The following is a 17,539-nucleotide window of genomic DNA, read 5'->3' as shown; positions in this document are numbered from 1 at the left end:
GGATGAACAGACGGATTCGGGCGGGGGCGATCGCCTTCGCGCTCGTCGCCGGCACGATGATCACGGCGGGGCCGGCGCAGGCCGCGGACCCGTTGCTGTCACAGGGAAAGCCCGTGACGTCGTCGTCGTCGGGTGGCTGCTGCCCGGCGGCCGGCGCGGTCGACGGCGACTCGGCGACCCGCTGGGCCAGCGCGGCCGGCGTCGATCCACAGTGGATTTACGTCGACCTCGGCGCGGCGGTGCACGTCAGCCGCGTGCGGTTGCAGTGGGACGCTTCCTGTGCCACGGCCTACGAAATCGACACGTCGGCCGACCACGTCACGTGGACCAAGATCTACGCGACGACCGCGGGCAAGGGCGGCGTCGAAGACCTGACCGCCCTCGACGGCATCGGCCGGTACGTCCGGGTGTACGGCACGAAACGGTGCCGCACCGACGCGTCGAAGGGCTACTCGCTGCAGGAATTCGGTGTCTACGGCTCGGCGGGCGACGTCCGGCCGCCGTCACCGCCCGGCACGCCGACGCTCACCGGGGTCACGCCCGTCAGCGCGACCATCTCGTGGACCGCGGCCACCGACGACGTCGGCGTCACGGGCTACGACGTCTACCGCGACGGCCAGCTCTGCGCGAGCACGACCGGCGCGCTGACGGCGACCTGCGGCAACCTCGCCCCGAACGGCAGCTACGGCTTCTACGTCAACGCGCGGGACGCGGCCGGGAACGTCTCGCAAGCCAGCGGGACCCTGATCGTGAAGACGCCGCCGTCCGACGACCACACGCCGCCGTCGGCGCCGTCGAACCTGCACACCACCGCGGTCAACAGCACTTCGATCGGCCTGGCGTGGACGGCGTCGACCGACGAGGTGGGGGTCGCCGGCTACCGGATCTACGACGGCGGCACGCAGATCGGCACGTCCGACACGACGAGCACCACGCTCGGCGGGCTGACCCCGAACACGGCCTACCACTTGCAGGTGCGCGCGGTCGACGGGAACGGCAACCTCAGCGACCCGAGCACGCCGGTCCTGGACGTCACCACCACCGGCGGCTCGGCCTGCACGCCGTCGCAGGGGGTCTGCGGCGCCACGCAGGTCGGCACGGACGACGACGTCGTGTGGGGGCTGGTGACCCTGCCGGACGGCACGATCCTCTACAACCAGCGTGACGCGCACGCGATCGTCCACCTGAACCCGAAGACCGGCGCGAAGAAGACGATCGGGACCGTGCCCAACGTGCAGAGCACCGACGGCGAAGGCGGGCTGACCGGCCTGGAGATCAACCCGGCGTCGTTCGCTTCCGACCACTGGCTCTACATCATGCACACCTCGCCGAACGACAACCGGATCGTCCGGATCAACTACGACCCGGCCGGCGACTCGCTGACCACGAGCACCGAGCAGATCCTGCTGACGGGCATCGCGCGCAACAAGTTCCACAACGGCGGCCGGCTGCGGTTCAGCCCCGACGGCCGGTACCTGTTCGCGGGCACGGGTGACGCGCAGAACGGCGACAACGCGTCGAACACCAGCAGTCCCAACGGAAAGGTGCTGCGGATCAGCCCGGACGGCTCGATCCCGGCCGACAACCCGTTCCACAACGCGGTGTGGAGCTACGGGCACCGGAACGTCCAGGGCCTGGCCTTCGACTCGCAGGGCAGGCTGTGGGAGCAGGAGTTCGGCAACAGCATCATGGACGAGACGAACCTGATCGTGAAGGGCGGCAACTACGGCTGGCCCGCCTGCGAGGGGACGTCGGGTTCGTGCGGCGGCTCCATCGCGCCGAAGAAGACGTACCCGGTGGCGCAGGGCTCGTGCAGCGGGATCACGATCATCCGTGACGCGCTGTACGTGGCCTGCCAGCGCGGGGCGCGGCTCTACCGCGCGGTGATCAGCGGCAGCTCGCTGACGAACTTCCAGACGTTCTTCAACGGCACGTACGGCCGGCTCCGCACGGTCGAGCCCGCTCCGGACGGGCAGATGTGGCTGGCGACCAGTGTGGACGGTGACAAGGACAGCACCCCGCACAACAGCCACAACAAGATCCTGCGGGTGTCGGTGGGGTGAGGCCGCGCCGACCGGGGGCCGGCCCGGCCCCCGGTCAGCGCCAGCCGTCGTCGCCGAAGCCGAGGGTCACCGGGCCGCGGCGGATCCCCGCCACCGTCTCCGACGGCAGCACTTCGTCCAGGAACGCGTACTCCGGGCTGCGGGTCCGCGCGTGCCACTGGGCGATCTCGTGCCAGCCCGGCGCCGCCAGCGCGCCGCCGAAGTGCTGCACCGACAGGCTCGCCGTCAGGCAGGCGAACCGGAGGCGCTCCACCAGGGGCCAGCCCGTCAGCGTCGCGGCCACGAAACCGGCGCCGAACACGTCACCCGCGCCCGTGGCGTCCAGCACGTCGACCGGGAGCGCCGGGACCGCCGCCGTCTCGCCGGTCGTCCCGTCCACCGCCAGCACGCCCTCGCCGCCGCGGGTGATCACCGCGATCGGGACCAGGTCCGCCAGCCTGGCCAGCGCCGCTTCGGGGGTGTCCGTGCGGGTGTAGCGCATCGCCTCGATCTCGTTCGGCAGGAAGGCGTGGCAGCACGCCAGCTGCTCCAGCAACGCCGGCGACCAGGCTTCGGACGGGTCCCAGCCGACGTCGGCGAACACGAGGCTGCCCGACTGGTGCGCGGTGTGGACCCACTCGGCCGTGTCGAGGCCGATGTGCGCCACCGTCGCCCGGCTCGGCGGCGGCGAACCGGCCAGTTCCGCGACCGGGACGGGCGGCGGGTGGCCGTGGGTGACCATCGCGCGGTCACCCGCGTAGGCCAGCGAGACCGTCACCGGCGAGTGCCACTCCGGGAACCGCCGCGACCGCGACAGGTCGATGCGCTCCTGCCGGGTCAGCACGTCCCAGCAGTAGCGCCCGTAGACGTCGGTGCCGAACGCCGCCGCCAGCGAGGTGCGCAGGCCGAGGCGGCTCAGCGCGACGGCGAAGTTCGCGATCCCGCCCGGTCCCGAGCCCATGCCGCCCGTCCACACCTCGGTGCCCGGGGCCGGCGGGTGTTCGAGCCCGGTGAAGACGAGGTCGAAGAACAGCAGGCCGGACAGGAAGACATCGACTTCGGGGGCGGGCTCGGCCGGCACGGGCGCCTCCACGATCAGGCAACGGTGGCCCGAGCCTGCGTCAGCGGCGCGAGATCCGCAAGAGCTGCGCCGGTTGAGCCGCGGATTGCGTGCTCCCGGCTGCTATGGTCGCCGGATGCGGCATGGCTGTGACTCGGAGCTTCGCTCCGGGCCGGGGGCTCCGCCACCCGGACCCCCGGAAAACATGGTGGGTCACCCGATCGAGCAAAGCGCTCCGCGATGAGGCTGGCGATCCTCGGCGGTGGCGGGTTCCGCGTGCCGCTCGTGCACGGCGCACTGCTGGCCGGCGGCGAGGTCACCGAGCTCGTCCTGCACGACGTCGACGCCGGTCGCCTCGCGGCGATCGAACGGGTCCTGGCCGAGCAGGCCGCCGGCGCGGCGAACGCGTCGCGGGTGCGCACGACCACCGACCTCGCCGCCGCGGTGTCCGATGTGGACTTCGTGTTCTCGGCCATCCGGGTCGGCGGCCTGCGCGGCCGGCGGCTGGACGAGCAGGTCGCGCACGCGGAAGGCGTGCTGGGGCAGGAAACGGCCGGCGCGGGCGGGATCGCCTACGGGCTGCGGACGGTCCCGGTCGCGGTCGCCCTCGCGCGGCTGATCGGCGAGCTGGCGCCGCGCGCGTGGGTCATCAACTTCACCAACCCCGCCGGGATGGTCACCGAAGCGATGGCCGCGCACCTCGGCGGCCGGGTGATCGGCATCTGCGACTCCCCGGCCGGGTTGTGCCGCCGCGTCGCCCGGGCCCTCGGCATCGACGCGGCGTCGGCGAAGTTCGACTACGCGGGGCTCAACCACCTCGGCTGGCTCCGCTCGGTCCGCGTCGACGGCCGGAACGTGCTGCCGCGGCTGCTCGCCGACACCGCCGCGTGCGAGTCGTTCGAGGAGGGCAGGCTCTTCGGTGCGGACTGGCTGCGCACGCTGGGCGCGGTCCCCAACGAATACCTGCACTACTACTACTTCGCCCGGGAGGCCGCCGGCTCGGCGTCGCGCGGCGCGTTCCTCCTCGAGCAGCAACGCGGTTTCTACGCGGAACCTTCACTGGCGTCGTGGGAACGCACGCGCCTGGAACGCGAAGCGACGTACATGGCCGAGACACGCGAGGGGGAGCGTGACGACCTCGAGGGCGGTGGCTACGAGAAGGTCGCGCTGGCTTTGATGCGCGCCCTCGCGCACGGCGAGCGCACCACGCTGATCCTCAACGTCCGCAACGGTTCCGCGCTCCCGGGCGTGCCGGGTGACGCGGTCGTCGAGGTCCCGTGCACGGTCGGCGCGGACGGCGCCCGCCCGCTCGCCGCCGCGCCGCTGGCGGACCACGCGCTGGGCCTGGTGACGACGGTCAAGGCGGTCGAGCGGGCGGCGATCGAGGCGGCGACGACGGGTTCGCGGGCGGCGGCGCTGCGGGCGTTCGCGCTGCACCCGCTGGTCGGCTCGGTGCCGGTCGCCCGGCGGCTGCTCGACGCCTACGTCGCCGCGCACCCGGAACTCGCCTACCTCGCTTAGGCCACGGCCATCGTGGTGAACTCCGCTTCGGCGGCCCGCTCGGTGTAGAGCTCCCACGCCTTCTCGGCGATGTCGTCCGGATCGAGCGTGCCCACGGTGAAGCCGTGGTCCTGAGCGGTGAACATGCGGTGGATGTCACCGCGTTCGATGAGGCCGCCGATGGTCAGGAGCCCGGCGTGGACGCCCTTCTCCCGCAGGGCCGCGTGCAGCGTGAGCACGTACATCCGCAGCGCCGCCGACGCCGGGGCGAGACTGCCGAGCATCGGCATCGGGTACTTGCCACTCAGGCCGCCGGCGAAGAGCAGTGAACCCGAACCGCGCGCCAGCAGGCCGGGCAACACGGCTTCGACGAGGTTCGCCGCCGGGACCACGACGGCGTCGAACGCCGCGCGGAGGGTGCCGCCGCCGGCTTCGGTGAGCGGCGTGATGCCCCCACCGGACGTCGCGTCCGCCGGCCCGAAGTACACCGTGTCGATCTCGCCGGCGTCGGCGGTGATGCGCACGAGCACGTCGCGGAGCTGGGCTTCGTCGGTGACGTCGGCCGTGTAGGTGGGGGCGGTGATGCCGGCCAGCGACGCGCGGTAGCCCGCGTGCCGCGTGTCGGTGCGGGACACCAGCGCCGTCGTGAAGCCTTCGCGGCCGAAGCGGTGGGCGACCGACAGGCCGAGCCCGGGACCGACGCCCAGGACGGCGAGCACTTTCGGCAAGGGAACCTCCTTCTCGAAGAAATTGAGACTGTCCTCAACTTAGTCACAAGTTGAGCATGCCGTCAACTTGCTGCCCGGAGTCCGAACAGGACATCGCCTGGGTGAGGCCGTCCGGGCGATGTGCGGCGTCCGGACGGGTTTTCCGGGTTGCTCCACCTTCCGGGGCGCCGGAAACGGCGCTCATCATCGGCCGCATGACCGCTGCCTACCCCGCCGAGAAGGACCATCCCGCCGTCCCGATGGGGGCGATCTACGCCGGGCACCCGCCGATGTCCCGGATCGCGTTCCCCAGCGGCCACGAAGGCTGGCTGGTGACGCGCTACGACGACGTCCGCACGGTCTTCTCCGATCCGCGGTTCAGCCGCGACCTGCTGTACCCGGGTGCGCCGTGCCTGATCGAGCCGGGCGACTTCTCGACCGGCGAGCACAGCATCCTGAACATGGACCCGCCCGACCACACGCGGCTGCGGCGGTTGTCGGCGCAGGCGTTCACCGTCCGCCGGATCGCCGCGCTGCGGCCCCGGATCCAGGAGATCGCCGACGGGCTCCTGGCGGCGATGATCGCGCACGGCCCGCCGGCGGACCTGGTCGAGGCGTTCGCCTTCCCGCTGCCGACCGCCGTCATGTGCGAGCTGCTGGGTGTCCCGTTCGCCGGCCGCGAGCGGTTCCGGCAGTGGTCGCGGGTGATCGTGACGCCGATGCAGCACGCCCCCGCCGACGTCGAGCGGGCGCGGCGCGACGGCGCCGAGGACATGGCCGCGCTGGTGGCGGAGAAACGCGCACGCCCCGCGGACGACTTCCTGAGCGCCCTCGTGCACGCCCGCGACGAGGACGGCGACCGGCTCACCGAGCCGGAGCTGATCGACCTGGCCACCCAGCTGCTGCTCGCCGGGCACGAGACGACGGTCAGCCTGATCGGCTGCGGGGTCGTCCTGCTGTGCCGGCACCCGGAGCAGCTGGCGGCGTTGCGCGCCGATCCCGCGCTGACCCCGGGGGCGGTCGAGGAGATCATGCGCTACGACGGCCCGGTCGACTCGTCGCTGCTGCGGGTGGCGCTGGAGGACGTGTCGCTGGGCGGGGTGCCGGTGCGGCGCGGAGAGGCGGTGCTGGCCCACGTCGGGGCCGCGAACCGCGACGAGAACGTGTTCCCGATGGCGACGGAGTTCGACATTCGCCGCAAGGATGCACCACAGCTGGGCTTCGGGCACGGGATCCACTTCTGCCTCGGCGCGGCGCTGGCCCGGCTGGAGGGCGAGATCGCCTTGCGGGCGCTGCTGGACCGGCTGCCCGGCTTGGAGCTGGCGGTACCTCCGGAGACGATCACCTGGCGGCCGCCGCTGTCGGTGCGCGGGCCCGAGGAGGTACCGATGACCTGGACGGCTTGAGCCTGCGCCGAATGCCGCGCCCGGTTGGCGCCACCGGCCGAGCCGGGCCCGCCGGGACTGCTCCAGTCGTGTAGAACCTGTTCCAGTTTCGGGCCAGTGTGGAGATCATGGCCCTCGCTGTTCCGCGAGCGAGGAGTGCGCCATGGATGCCGACCTGACCCGCCGTCAGCTCCTCCGCGGCAGCGCCGCCGGGGTGGGCCTCGCCGTCACCGCCGGGCTGGCGAACCCCGCCGCTGCCGCGCCTGCGGCCGAGTACGACGTCGTCGTGGTCGGATCCGGTGCGGCGGGCATGACCGCGGCGCTGACCGCCGCCAAACGGGGGCTGAGCGTCGTCGTGCTCGAGAAGGCGCCGACGTTCGGCGGCTCCGCGGCCCGGTCCGGCGCGGGCATCTGGATCCCGAACAACCGGGTCCTGCTCGCCGCGGGGGTGCCGGACACGCCCGCGAAGGCCGCGCAGTACCTCGCCGCCGTCGTCGGGCCGGACGTGCCGGCCGCGCGACAGGAGGCGTTCCTGCGCAACGGCCCGGCGATGATCGACTTCGTCCTGGCGAACAGCCCGCTGCGGTTCCGGTTCATGGAGGGCTACAGCGACTACTACCCGGAGCTCCCGGGCGGCCTGCCGAACGGCCGGTCGATCGAGCCGGACCAGTTCGACGGGCGCCTGCTGGGGGCCGAGCTGGCGAACCTGAACCCGCCCTACCTCGCCACGCCGGCGGGGCTCGTCGTCTTCAGCGCGGACTACAAGTGGCTGAACCTGGCCCTGGTGAACGCCAAGGGCGCCGCGGTCGCCGCCGAATGCCTCGCCCGCGGCACAGCGGCCGCGCTGGCCGGGCAGAAGCCGCTCACCATGGGGCAGTCGCTCGCCGCCGGCCTGCGCGTCGGCCTGCTCCGGGCGAACGTCCCGGTGCTGCTCAACACCCCGCTCGTCGACCTGAACGTCGAAAACGGCGCGGTCACCGGCGTCGTGACGCCGCAGGGGCTCGTGCGGGCGCGGCGCGGTGTGATCGTCGGCTCGGGCGGGTTCGAGCACAACGCGGCGATGCGCGCGCAGTACCAGCGGCAGCCGATCGGCACCGACTGGACGGTCGGCGCGAAGGAGAACACCGGCGACGGCCACCGCGCCGGGCAGCGCGCCGGAGCCGCCCTCGACCTGATGGAGGACGCCTGGTGGGGCCCGGCCATCCCGACCCCCGGCGACCCGTACTTCTGCCTGGCCGAACGGACCCTGCCCGGCGGCCTGATCGTCAACCAGGCCGGGCAGCGGTTCGTCAACGAAGCCGCGCCCTACAGCGACGTCGTGCACACGATGTACGACAAGAACCCGACGGCGCCGGACATCCCGGCGTGGCTCATCGTCGACCAGAACTACCGCAACCGGTACCTCTTCCGCGACATCGCGCCGCTGCTGCCGTTCCCGGATGCCTGGTACGCCGCCGGCGCGGTCTTCAAGGCGTCGACCGTCCAGGAGCTCGGCGCGAAGATCGGCGTACCGGCGGCCGCGTTGAAGTCCACTGTGGACCGCTTCAACGGCTTCGCCCGGTCCGGCACCGACCCCGAGTTCCGGCGCGGCGCGAGCGCGTACGACCACTACTACACGGATCCGTCGGTGTCACCGAACTCCTGCCTGGCGCCGCTGTGGGCGGCGCCGTACTACGCGCTGCGGCTCGTCCCCGGCGACCTCGGCACGAAGGGCGGCATGCGCACGGACGCCCGGGCGCGGGTGCTCCGCCCGGACGGCTCGGTGATCCCCGGCCTGTACGCGGCGGGCAACGCGAGCGCGGCGGTGATGGGCCACAGCTACGCCGGTGCGGGGTCGACGATCGGCCCCGCGATGACGTTCGGCTACATCGCCGCGAACGACGTCTAGAACTCCTTTTCCACCAGCGGAAGCACCTCGGTGCCGAGGAGCTCGATGGCCCGCATGACGTCGGCGTGCGGGACGCCGGACCAGTCCATCTGCATCGCGTACCGGTCCGCGCCGGTGAGCTTGCCGACCGCGATCAGGCGCTCGGCGATCTCCTGGGGGCTGCCGACGAACAGCGCCTGCGCGTCACGGGTGTATTCGTCGTACTCGGCGCGGGTCGGGACCGCCCAGCCGCGAGCGCGGGCGCCGTACTTCATCGTCTCGAGCCAGTACGGGTAGAAGGTCTCTTTGGCGTCCTGGGAGTTCTCGGCGATGAAGCCGATCGCGCTCATGGTGACGTGCAGGTCCTCCGGAGCCTGTTCGCCCGCCTCGCCGGCGCGGCGGTAGAGGTCGACCAGCGGGGCGAAGCGCTCGGGCTGTCCGCCGATCACGGCGTACACCACCGGCAGGCCGAGCAGCCCGGCGCGGATCGACGACTCCGGGTTGCCGCCGGTGCCGACCGAGATGCGCAGGCGCCTGCCGTACGGCCGGGGCAGGATCCGGGCGTTCTCCAGCGGCGGGCGGAACCGGCCGGACCAGGTGAGCGGGTCTTCGCGGTCGATGCGCAGGAGCAGGGCGAGCTTCTCCTCGAAGAGCTCGTCGTAGTCGCCGAGGTCGTTGCCGAACAGCGGGAACGACTCGGTGAACGACCCACGCCCGGCGAGCAGCTCGGCGCGGCCGTGGCTGAGCTGGTCCAGCGTGGTGAACTGCTGGTAGAGGCGGACCGGGTCCTCGGTGCTCAGCACGGTCACGGCGGAGCTCAGCGTGATCTGGTTCGTGACGCTCGCGGCGGCGGCCAGCACGGTGCCCGGGTTGGAGATCGCGTACTGGTCGAGGTGGTGCTCGCCGAGGCCGTAGAAGCCGAGACCCAGCTCGTCGGCGAGCTTGATCCGCTCGAGGGTGTTGGCCAGCGTCCGCGCGACGGTGGGCTGTTCGCCGGTGCGCGGGTCCGGCGCGCGGTCGCCGAAGCTGTAGATGCCGAGTTTCATACAACGCTCAACTACTTTGGGGGCGGATTCGTTCCCCCGGACCTCAGCACTCAGCCGAAGCGGGCCTGGATGGCCGCGAGGTTCTTCTCCGACAGCTGCAGCGCGGCGGCGCGCAGGCTCAGGCCGTCCAGGGTGGCGACCTCGAACATGCTGGTCACCAGGGCGCGCATCCGGGCGCGGACCTTGCCGAAGGCTTCCTCGGCGTCCGCGCCGACGTCGCCGAACAGCGTCCACCACCACCACGAGTTGGTCGCCGAGTTGGCGACGAAGTCCGGCACCACGCGGATGCCTCGGGCGTCGAGGAGCTCTTCGGCGTCCGGGGTGACCGGCAGGTTCGCGGCCTCGACGATGAGCTCCGCGCCGATCTTGGCCTGGTTGTCGGCGTCGACGCAGTAGGAGATCGCCGCGGGTACCAGCACCTCGGCCGGCACGTCCAGCCAGGCTTCCGGCGGCAGGAGCTCGTCGCCGGGCTTGAGGTTGTCGCGGTCGATGCCGCCGAAGCGGTCGCGGTGCCGGAGCAGGTTTTCGACGTCGAGCCCGGCCGGGTTGGCGACGACCCCGCGGACGTCCGAGACGCCGACCACGCGCAGCCCGGCGTCGGCGAGGAAGCGGGCGGTGGCCCCGCCCATCGCGCCGAAGCCCTGCACCACGACGCGGTTCGGCCGGTTGTGGAGGCCGAGCATCTCGAGCCCGGTGAGCGTGGCTTGGGCGACGCCGAGGCCGCCGACGAGTTCGTCGAGCCCCAGCCCGCCGACCTCGATCCGGAAGGCCTCCGCCAGCCGGGCGGTCGCCGCGTCGCGGTCTTCGAGCAGCGGGTAGATCGCCTGAACGGGGCTCAGCAGGCCGATTTCGGCGAGGACGCCGTCGATGACGTCCCGCCGCAGCCCCAGGTCCTCGCCCATGGTCCAGTACTGCTCGATGAGCGGCCGCATGGCGTGCAGGTACCGGGCGACGACGTCGCGGGCGCGCTCGTCGTAGGGGTCGAAGTCGATGCCGCCCTTGGCGCCGCCGAGGGGGACGTACCGGCCGTCGGGGTCGTAGTTGAGGCCTTCCTTGAGCGTCATGCCCCTGGCCAGGCCGCGGACCTCGAACAGCGAGCAGCCGCGGCGCATCCGCAGGCCGCCGCTGGCCACGCCGCGCACGAGCCGGTCGATCACCAGGTACCCGCGGCACCCGGTGACGGGGTCGGTCCACGCCACTTCGAGCAAGGCTGTTTCGGTCATCGCCCCTCCTGATCCCCCGGTCAACATCCGAGCTCGTAAGCCATCGCCTGCTCGACCCACCGGTCGCAGTCCCCGGTGGTGACGGTGCCCTGCCGGGCGACGACCTGGACGGCGAGCCCGTCGAGAAGAGCGGTCAGCCGCCACGCGGCGCCGTGCGGATCGGCGCACCGGAAGGTCCCGGCCCCGACCCCCTCCGCGATCAGCGCGACAACGGCATCCCGCCACCGCAGATCCAGCCGCTGCAGCACGGCCCGCAGGGCGGCATCCCGCATGGCCGCGGCGCCGGCTTCGATCCACAGCTGCCAGTTGTCGTGGTGCGAGGGCCCGTACAGGGCGAGAACGGCGCGAAGCCGCTTGTCGGCGGGGCCGCTTTTGCCGAGTTCGTCGTTCAGCTTGGTCAGTTCGTGCTCGGCGGCTTGCCGGAAGGCTTCGATGACGAGCGTTTCAAGGGTCCCGAAGTGGTAGAAGATCAGCGCGGTGCTGACATCGAGCGAGTGAGCGACATCGGCGGCCCGCACACCGGCGATGCCCCGGGAGCGAATTTGGGCAAGAGCGGCCCGCACAATCTCCTCCCGCCGCACGGCAACGGCCTTCCGCATCATGCGGCCACCGTACCGAGGCGAATGGGCCGGCGGGAGGCGCCGAATGTGGGTTCCTCGGCCTGTGCGGACAGTCAGGACCGCAGGTGAGGGGGTTGCTTAGTGGGGTTCTGTGGCGGGCTTGGACCCCGGCTGGGTGATCGGCGGCGGCGCGGGGTTCGGCCCGGCGGCTGGCGTCAGGGGCAGGGTTGGCGCCGTCGAGGACGTTGTGGGGCGTCAGGCCAGGCGGATCTGCGGCGTTGTGCTTCTTGCCCGCCGGCGATCGCCGGCTTGGGCTGTTCCGGGTGGAGCGGGCGCAGAGTGGATCAGCGGAGACTCTTTCCGCGGAATCGCCACTGCGCGGCCTGTCGGTAGTACTGGGTCGACTCGGGCAAGCAAGCCAGGACGGCGCCCGCCAAGAACAAGGCCGTGCCGATCAATGCGTAGGACGCTGCCTGGGTGGCTGCCGCCTCGTTCATGTGCTTGAGAGCGCCCGGGAGCCACAAAAAGGTCTGCAGGGCGAGAATGACCAGCGACGTCACCCGAGCCCCGTTGAAGCGAATCGCCAGCAGCGAACTCAGCAAGGCCAACGACGTCCATCCTGTTGTTGTCCCGTCGACGGCCCCCTCGGTCATCCCGAACAGGAAAGCCGCCATCGGCAGCACCACCAGAGCGGCGATCAGGACCGGTGGCCGCCGCGGAGCCGGTTCCATCATGTACCCAGCGTGGCGGGTCTCGCCCGGGACCGGTCCCCGTCCCGCGACGTCGGCACGCACAGTCGGCCAGTGTGCCATCCCGATCTCGCCGCGGGTCCGGACCTTGTCATCGCCCGGTTTGGGCCAGGGGTTTGGAGAACAAGGAACTCTCGCCCGAGGAGGCGGGGGCTGTGGCGGGAGCCGGGATGGCAGGTCTGCTGCGGGTAGGCGGCAGGAGGGTTGGTTGGCGCGGGCGGGGCGGCGGGTTTGGCTGGTGGGCCGGGGTAGCGACGAGTGGCATGCGCTGGGCCGGGGTGGTGGCTTGGCTGGGCGGCCGGAATGTGGGAAGGCCGAGAACAAGAGGGCCGGAAGGTGCGACCGTGGTGTTGGGGAGTGGCCGGGGCGGGGGCGGCGGCCTTTGTGGGTGGTCGGAGTGGTGAGAAGTGGCCGAGGGCCAGGTTGGCCAACTGGCCGGGGACGGGCCCGCTGCTGGGCGACCGAAGGGCGGGGAGGGCCGTGGTCAAAGGGTGGGCAGTGGCCGGGGGCCAGGTTGGCCAGCAGGCCGGGGGCGGGCCCGCTGCTGGGCGACCGAAGGGCGGGGAGGGCCGTGGTCAAAGAAGTGGATGGGTGCGGTCTCGCTGGAGGAGGGGCGCGAGTCAAGAGGGCCGGAGGCGTGGCGGTGGAGCGGCCTGCGGTGGTCACGCGGCTGGGACAAAACCCTGCCGCTCGGTTGCCGAAGTCGCCCGTCGCTGGAGGTTGGAGCGGAGCTGATGGCGTGCGTGCGGGAGTGCCGGGGCCGCGACCGCGGCTCCCGACACTCCCGCCCCCCGGAGGCCCGACACTCCCGCCCCCCCGCCCCCCTGGAGGCCCGACACTCCCGCCCCCCGCCCCCCGCCCCCCGGAGGCCCGACGCCCCCGGCCCCCGGCTCCCCGGCCCCCGGCTCCCCGGCCCCCGGCTCCCCGGCCCTCGGGGCCGCGCGCCCCCTGCCCCCTTCCCCCTGCCCCCTGCCCCGCGTCCCCGGCTTCAGGCGGTCCACTCCGGGTTGCGGCCCAGGTACCGGAGCAGCGTCGCGACCGCGTCGTCGTCCGCTTTGCCCTCCAAGGCCGGGGCGTACGCGAAGCCGCGCAGGGGCTCGGCCAGCTGGCGTGCCACCGGGAGCAGCTGCTCGGCCAGCTCCGGCGTCAGCGGGGACTCCTGGCCCGCCGCCCTGGCGATGTCCCATGCGTGGACCGCTGCGTCCAACGCCGCCGCTCCCACCGCCACCGGGGCCGGGAACGCTCCCTGCGGCAACGGCGTCGGGACCGAAGGGGCGTCCTGGGCCACCGTCGCGAACGCCGCCGCCGAGGCGGACAGGGTTGGCTCCAGGTACTCCGCCGCCGGGGCCGGGAGCGTGCCCGACGGGGCGAACGGGTTGAAGTCCGGGCCGTCCGAGCCCGTGATCGCTGCCGCGTAGCCCAGCTGGTCGCCCGCTGCGTGCTGGAGGACCTGCGTCACGTTCCACTCCGCACACGGCGTCGGGGCCGACCAGTCCGTCACACCCGCGATCGCCGACCGCAGGGCCTGGTGGGCCGCCTCCAGGATCGGCCAGGACGAGCCGCGGTTCAGGCCCGCGAAGAACTGGCGGATGTCGGCCACCAGGACCTCCGTGGCCTCGTGGGCCGCGTAGTGGCCGGCCGCGTCGCGGGGGCCGCCGCTGCTCGATGTCACGTCGTAGCCGTTCCAGCTGACGATGTTCGCGTGGTCGCGCTCGGCGAACCGCCTGATCGACTGGAAGTCGCCCGCGAACATCGCCAGGCCCGTCGGGACCGTCGTCGGGCCCTCCGGGTGCGACGTCGTGTGCGCGTCCTCGTAGTAGAAGCGGATCGACGAGCCGCCGGTGCGGGTCAGCCAGTACAGCGCCACGTTCGCCAGGACGAACTCCGGGTCCAGGTGCTCGCCGAACAGCTGCGCGTTCCACGCCAGCAGGCCCAGCGGCGAGTCCGCGAGCGCGAACGCCAGCGTGTGCGGCTGCTGGCTGTGCAGCGTGTTGAAGGAGAACATGTTCTCGTAGAACCACTGCAGGTGCGCCAGCGCGGCCTGGTCGGCTTCGCTCAGGTCCGCCAGCTCGGCCGGGTCGCCGGAGGGGAACGAGAACAGCTGGGTGACGTGCACCCCGACGACCTTCTCCGGCGCGTTCCGGCCGATCTCCGGCGAAACCATCGACCCCGCGTCGTTGCCCACCGCGCCGTACTTCTCGTAACCCAGGCGGCTCATCAGCTCGGTCCACGCCGCCGCGGTGCGGTGCGTGCCCCAGCCCGCCGACCGGGTGGGGCCCGAGAAGCCGAAGCCCGGCAGGGACGGGATGACCAGGTGGAACGCCGGTTCGTCGGCCGACGCCGGCTCGGTCAGCGGGCCGATCACGTCGAGGTACTCCACGATCGAGCCCGGCCAGCCGTGAGTCAGCACCAGCGGTGTCGCGTCCTCCCGCGACGAGCGGACGTGCAGGAAGTGGATGGTCTCGCCGTCGATCTCCGTCACGAACTGCGGGTGTGCGTTGAGCCGCGCCTCGAACGCCCGCCAGTCGAACTTCTCCAGCCAGTACTCGGCCAGCGCGCGGACCCGCTCGTTCGTGACGCCGTACTCCGCCGGCAGGTCGTCCGGCCAGAGCGCCCCGCGCAGGCGGTTCTGCAGGTCCTCGAGGGCGGGCTGCGGGATCTCGACGCGGAACGGGCGGAGGGCGGGGACCGTCATGACTGGCTCCTTCGGGTGGAACGGAATGCTTCGTTCCGAACTGTAGCAGACCGGAACGATCCGTTCCAGTGCTAATCTCGGCCCATGCGTGAGACAGCCCCGCCCGAGACCGCCCTGCCCGGCCGCCGCGGCCAGGCCGCCCGCAACAACATCGTCATCCTCGACGCCGCCCGCCACGTCTTCCTGGGTGACCCGAAGGCGCCGATCTCCCAGGTCGCCGAACGCGCCGGGGTCGGCATCAGCGCGCTCTACCGCCGGTACCCCAGCAAGGAGGCCTTGCTCTGCCGCATCTGCCACGACGGACTCCTCATGTACATCGGCGAGGCCGAAGTCGCCGCCGAGGAACCGGACGGCTGGGCGGCGCTGACCGGATTCCTCACCCGGGTCGTCGAACTCGACGTGCACTCTTTGACCGTCCACCTCGCCGGCACGTTCACCCCGACCCCCGAGATGGGCCAGGACGCGCGGCGGGCGGGCGAGCTGACGAAGCACCTGGTGGAGCGGGCGCGCGAAACCGGGCGCCTGCGGCCGGACGCCGTCACCGAAGACATCGGCATGATCCTCGAGTGCTGCGCCGCCATCCGCGTCGACGACGAGGAACGGACGTCGCAGCTGCGGCACCGGTACCTCGCGCTGCTCATCGAGGGGTTGTCGGCGAAGGGCCCGGATCTGCCGGGGCCGCCGCCCCGGCCCGGTGAGATGAACGGCCGCTGGCGTCCCGCCTGACGGGGGTGCCGGGGCGCGTCCGGATGGCGGTAACGAATTCCGGGAGCGCGACGACTGATCAGCGTCGGCGTCCGAAAAAGACCTATGCAAGATCTGTCAGAGCGGCATTCCCCGGACTGGAACAGCGAGATGACGACTATGCAAAGAACCTGGCGAAGGACCACGATCCTGTCCTCGGTGGCCGCACTGGCCACGGCGTTCATCGCAATCGCCCCCGCTGCGCAGGCGGACACGCCCACCAGTTCCGTCGAAGTCAGTCCCACCACGGTGCTGCCGGGACAGACATTCACGATCACGCAAACAATTCACAACGACCGCGATTTCACGGTGACTTTCGCGAAGGGCGCCATTTACGGCACCCCGACCGCGATCGTCGACGTCGCCGACGTCGTGTCCTGCACCAACACGACGGCGGTCGGCTGTTTCCAGGCCGGCAGCAGCTACCGTGCCGCGTTCGGCGATCTCGAGGCGGGCGGCACGAAGACCACGGTGTGGACCTTGCGCGTCAAGGACACCGCGGCACCCGGGTCGTTCACGCTGCAGCACCAGTTCGTCGGCGACAACTACGCCTTCGAAACCTTCGACGGCCCGGTGATCACCATCGCCGAGCCGGCCACGCAGGCCGACGTCAAGGTCGCGCTGGGCGCCACCGGGCACGGCGGGCTGAACGCGCGCATCGACTACACCGTCACCGTGACGAACACCGGCCCCGCCACGGCGACCGGAACCCGGGTCGTGGCCACGTATCCGGCGGGCCTGTCGTTCGCCAGTGGCTCCGGGTGCGCCCACGTCAGCGGCACCCGGACCGTGAACTGTGACGTCGCTTCGCTCGCGAGCGGCGCGTCGGCGACGCCGAAGTTCTCGGTGAACGGCGGCCTGCTCGCGCTCGGTTCGTACACCGCGACCGCGAAGCGGACGGCGAGCTCGCCGTCGGATCCCAACCCCGCCAACGACAGCGCGTCGAAGACGTGCTCGGCGCTCACCGGGCTCATCGTGACCTGCTGAGGGTTCGCGAGAGGTGAACCGGGCTCGTGTCCTCCGCCAGGGACATGGGCCCGGTTTCGCGTTCCGGCCGCCAGCGCTAACCGGTGACCGACGCGTACAGCTTCGCGATGTCGTCGTCGAAATAGGCGCTGTAGGAAACGTCCGGGGTGTCGCCGCCGAGCTGGTAACCGCCGATCACGCCGATCACCGCGCCGCCGGTCACCCACGGCCCGCCGCTGGTTCCGTCCGGGAAACCGGGGCACGCCACGCGCAGCTGGTAACCGCCGGAACGCGTGGTGTCCCCGTCGCAGACGACCGGGGAATCGGTCGTGTCGGGGTAGCCCGTGAGGGTGATCCGGTGCGCGAATCCGCGATTCGTGCCGAGCACGTTCGCGCCGGTGAGGCTTTCCAGTGCGGCCGGGTTTCCGGTCTGCCGGACGGTCAGGAACGCGAAATCCAGATCCGGGTCCGCCGAAGACGTCCAGCCGCCGGAGACGGCCGCCGACGTCACCGTCCACATCCCCAGCGGCGCGACGCCGTCGTGGTAGCCAGGGGCGAAAGACATGCCGTCCCGGACGCAGTGCGCGGCGGTCAGGACGAGGTCGCCGGCGGTGGAGTGGACGACGCTCGCCGTGCAGAAGTGGCGACCGCCGGCGAACAGCGCCCCGACCGGGGAGGCGGCGGCGGATTTCGCCGGCGCAGGCGGCGCAGGTGGGGCGACGGACGTGGCAACCGGAGTGGTGACCGCCGCGGGCGCGCCCGCGGCGTAGGCGTCGTCGGCGGTCGTGCCGGTGCCGAGGACCAGCCCGGTCCCCATGACCAGCAACGCCGCCGCGGCCGTCAGCGCGGTGCGGGGAAACTCGATCGCCACCGCTTCAGATCACCACAGCACCGCCGCATCCGCAGCGTGCGGAGCCGGATGCACAGCGACCTCATAGCGACCGCACAGCGCCGCACAGGGACGGGGCCGCCCGAAAGCGCGGTCTTCGGCGCGG

14 protein-coding genes are annotated in these 17,539 nt (G+C 72.0%); 6 read left to right on the top strand and 8 right to left on the bottom strand.

All coding sequences use genetic code 11. The features are described from left to right. Window positions 1–2 precede the first annotated feature (2 nt). Window positions 3–2,063, top strand: a complete 2,061-nt coding sequence (locus AB0F52_RS26615; protein ID WP_360176424.1) for a PQQ-dependent sugar dehydrogenase — start codon at window positions 3–5, stop codon at window positions 2,061–2,063. Window positions 2,064–2,097: 34 nt separating this feature from the next. On the opposite strand, the gene AB0F52_RS26610 is transcribed toward AB0F52_RS26615, so the two are convergent. Beyond that, entirely contained in the window at window positions 2,098–3,123 is a 1,026-nt protein-coding gene (locus AB0F52_RS26610) for a carbohydrate kinase family protein (protein ID WP_360176421.1), read from the bottom strand. A 219-nt stretch (window positions 3,124–3,342) separates the two neighbouring features. Between AB0F52_RS26610 and AB0F52_RS26605 the strand changes: the two genes are divergently transcribed. Continuing rightward, window positions 3,343–4,623, top strand: coding sequence for a 6-phospho-beta-glucosidase (locus tag AB0F52_RS26605; RefSeq protein WP_360176418.1), 1,281 nt, complete (start codon window positions 3,343–3,345; stop codon window positions 4,621–4,623). Here the strand turns inward: AB0F52_RS26605 and AB0F52_RS26600 are convergent. Continuing rightward, on the bottom strand, window positions 4,620–5,321 hold the full coding sequence (locus tag AB0F52_RS26600; protein WP_360176730.1) for an SDR family NAD(P)-dependent oxidoreductase: 702 nt from the start codon (window positions 5,319–5,321) through the stop codon (window positions 4,620–4,622). The two genes, AB0F52_RS26605 and AB0F52_RS26600, sit on opposite strands and share 4 nt — an antisense overlap. A 203-nt stretch (window positions 5,322–5,524) precedes the next feature. Between AB0F52_RS26600 and AB0F52_RS26595 the strand changes: the two genes are divergently transcribed. Beyond that, complete coding sequence (locus tag AB0F52_RS26595; RefSeq protein WP_360176415.1) at window positions 5,525–6,715, top strand: cytochrome P450; 1,191 nt, start codon at window positions 5,525–5,527, stop codon at window positions 6,713–6,715. Between the two features lie 142 nt (window positions 6,716–6,857). Beyond that, the gene (kstD, locus tag AB0F52_RS26590; RefSeq protein WP_360176412.1) at window positions 6,858–8,582 is read left to right on the top strand and encodes a 3-oxosteroid 1-dehydrogenase; all 1,725 of its coding nucleotides are present in this window, start codon (window positions 6,858–6,860) and stop codon (window positions 8,580–8,582) included. On the opposite strand, the gene AB0F52_RS26585 is transcribed toward kstD, so the two are convergent. The 5 genes from AB0F52_RS26585 to AB0F52_RS26565 form a co-directional block, all read right to left on the bottom strand. After that, a complete protein-coding gene (locus tag AB0F52_RS26585) occupies window positions 8,579–9,607 on the bottom strand; it encodes an LLM class flavin-dependent oxidoreductase (protein ID WP_360176409.1) in 1,029 nt (342 codons plus the stop codon). The two genes, kstD and AB0F52_RS26585, sit on opposite strands and share 4 nt — an antisense overlap. A gap of 50 nt (window positions 9,608–9,657) precedes the next feature. Next, window positions 9,658–10,830, bottom strand: a complete 1,173-nt coding sequence (locus tag AB0F52_RS26580; protein ID WP_360176406.1) for a Glu/Leu/Phe/Val dehydrogenase dimerization domain-containing protein — start codon at window positions 10,828–10,830, stop codon at window positions 9,658–9,660. 20 nt (window positions 10,831–10,850) lie between these two features. Then, the gene (locus AB0F52_RS26575) at window positions 10,851–11,432 is read right to left on the bottom strand and encodes a TetR/AcrR family transcriptional regulator (RefSeq protein WP_360176403.1); all 582 of its coding nucleotides are present in this window, start codon (window positions 11,430–11,432) and stop codon (window positions 10,851–10,853) included. Window positions 11,433–11,734: 302 nt separating this feature from the next. After that, window positions 11,735–12,124, bottom strand: a complete 390-nt coding sequence (locus tag AB0F52_RS26570) for a hypothetical protein (protein ID WP_360176399.1) — start codon at window positions 12,122–12,124, stop codon at window positions 11,735–11,737. A 1,003-nt stretch (window positions 12,125–13,127) separates the two neighbouring features. Continuing rightward, a complete protein-coding gene (locus tag AB0F52_RS26565) occupies window positions 13,128–14,834 on the bottom strand; it encodes a TIGR03086 family metal-binding protein (RefSeq protein ID WP_360176396.1) in 1,707 nt (568 codons plus the stop codon). Between the two features lie 84 nt (window positions 14,835–14,918). Here AB0F52_RS26565 and AB0F52_RS26560 point away from each other — a divergent pair, with 84 nt between their 5' ends. Both AB0F52_RS26560 and AB0F52_RS26555 read left to right on the top strand, forming a co-directional pair. After that, on the top strand, window positions 14,919–15,560 hold the full coding sequence (locus AB0F52_RS26560; protein ID WP_360176393.1) for a helix-turn-helix domain-containing protein: 642 nt from the start codon (window positions 14,919–14,921) through the stop codon (window positions 15,558–15,560). A 177-nt stretch (window positions 15,561–15,737) separates the two neighbouring features. Next, window positions 15,738–16,565, top strand: a complete 828-nt coding sequence (locus tag AB0F52_RS26555; protein WP_360176390.1) for a DUF11 domain-containing protein — start codon at window positions 15,738–15,740, stop codon at window positions 16,563–16,565. A 76-nt stretch (window positions 16,566–16,641) separates the two neighbouring features. On the opposite strand, the gene AB0F52_RS26550 is transcribed toward AB0F52_RS26555, so the two are convergent. Further along, window positions 16,642–17,361, bottom strand: a complete 720-nt coding sequence (locus AB0F52_RS26550; protein WP_360176727.1) for a trypsin-like peptidase domain-containing protein — start codon at window positions 17,359–17,361, stop codon at window positions 16,642–16,644. Window positions 17,362–17,539 lie beyond the last annotated feature (178 nt).

Origin of the sequence: Amycolatopsis sp. NPDC024027 (genome assembly GCF_040638975.1) — a bacterium.
GTDB lineage: Bacteria > Actinomycetota > Actinomycetes > Mycobacteriales > Pseudonocardiaceae > Amycolatopsis.
Note: the sequence above shows the minus strand (reverse complement) of the source record. Positions and strands in the feature narration are given on the sequence as shown.

What these genes read in the sequence shown, in the direction of transcription:
- AB0F52_RS26575 (WP_360176403.1), bottom strand. Translation starts at nt 11,432, where the DNA reads ATGATGCGGAAGGCCGTTGCCGTGCGGCGGGAGGAGATTGTGCGGGCC.
- kstD (WP_360176412.1), top strand. Translation starts at nt 6,858, where the DNA reads ATGGATGCCGACCTGACCCGCCGTCAGCTCCTCCGCGGCAGCGCCGCC.
- AB0F52_RS26585 (WP_360176409.1), bottom strand. Translation starts at nt 9,607, where the DNA reads ATGAAACTCGGCATCTACAGCTTCGGCGACCGCGCGCCGGACCCGCGC.
- AB0F52_RS26580 (WP_360176406.1), bottom strand. Translation starts at nt 10,830, where the DNA reads ATGACCGAAACAGCCTTGCTCGAAGTGGCGTGGACCGACCCCGTCACC.
- AB0F52_RS26550 (WP_360176727.1), bottom strand. Translation starts at nt 17,361, where the DNA reads ATGGGGACCGGGCTGGTCCTCGGCACCGGCACGACCGCCGACGACGCC.
- AB0F52_RS26560 (WP_360176393.1), top strand. Translation starts at nt 14,919, where the DNA reads ATGCGTGAGACAGCCCCGCCCGAGACCGCCCTGCCCGGCCGCCGCGGC.
- AB0F52_RS26605 (WP_360176418.1), top strand. Translation starts at nt 3,343, where the DNA reads ATGAGGCTGGCGATCCTCGGCGGTGGCGGGTTCCGCGTGCCGCTCGTG.
- AB0F52_RS26570 (WP_360176399.1), bottom strand. Translation starts at nt 12,124, where the DNA reads ATGATGGAACCGGCTCCGCGGCGGCCACCGGTCCTGATCGCCGCTCTG.
- AB0F52_RS26565 (WP_360176396.1), bottom strand. Translation starts at nt 14,834, where the DNA reads ATGACGGTCCCCGCCCTCCGCCCGTTCCGCGTCGAGATCCCGCAGCCC.
- AB0F52_RS26615 (WP_360176424.1), top strand. Translation starts at nt 3, where the DNA reads ATGAACAGACGGATTCGGGCGGGGGCGATCGCCTTCGCGCTCGTCGCC.
- AB0F52_RS26595 (WP_360176415.1), top strand. Translation starts at nt 5,525, where the DNA reads ATGACCGCTGCCTACCCCGCCGAGAAGGACCATCCCGCCGTCCCGATG.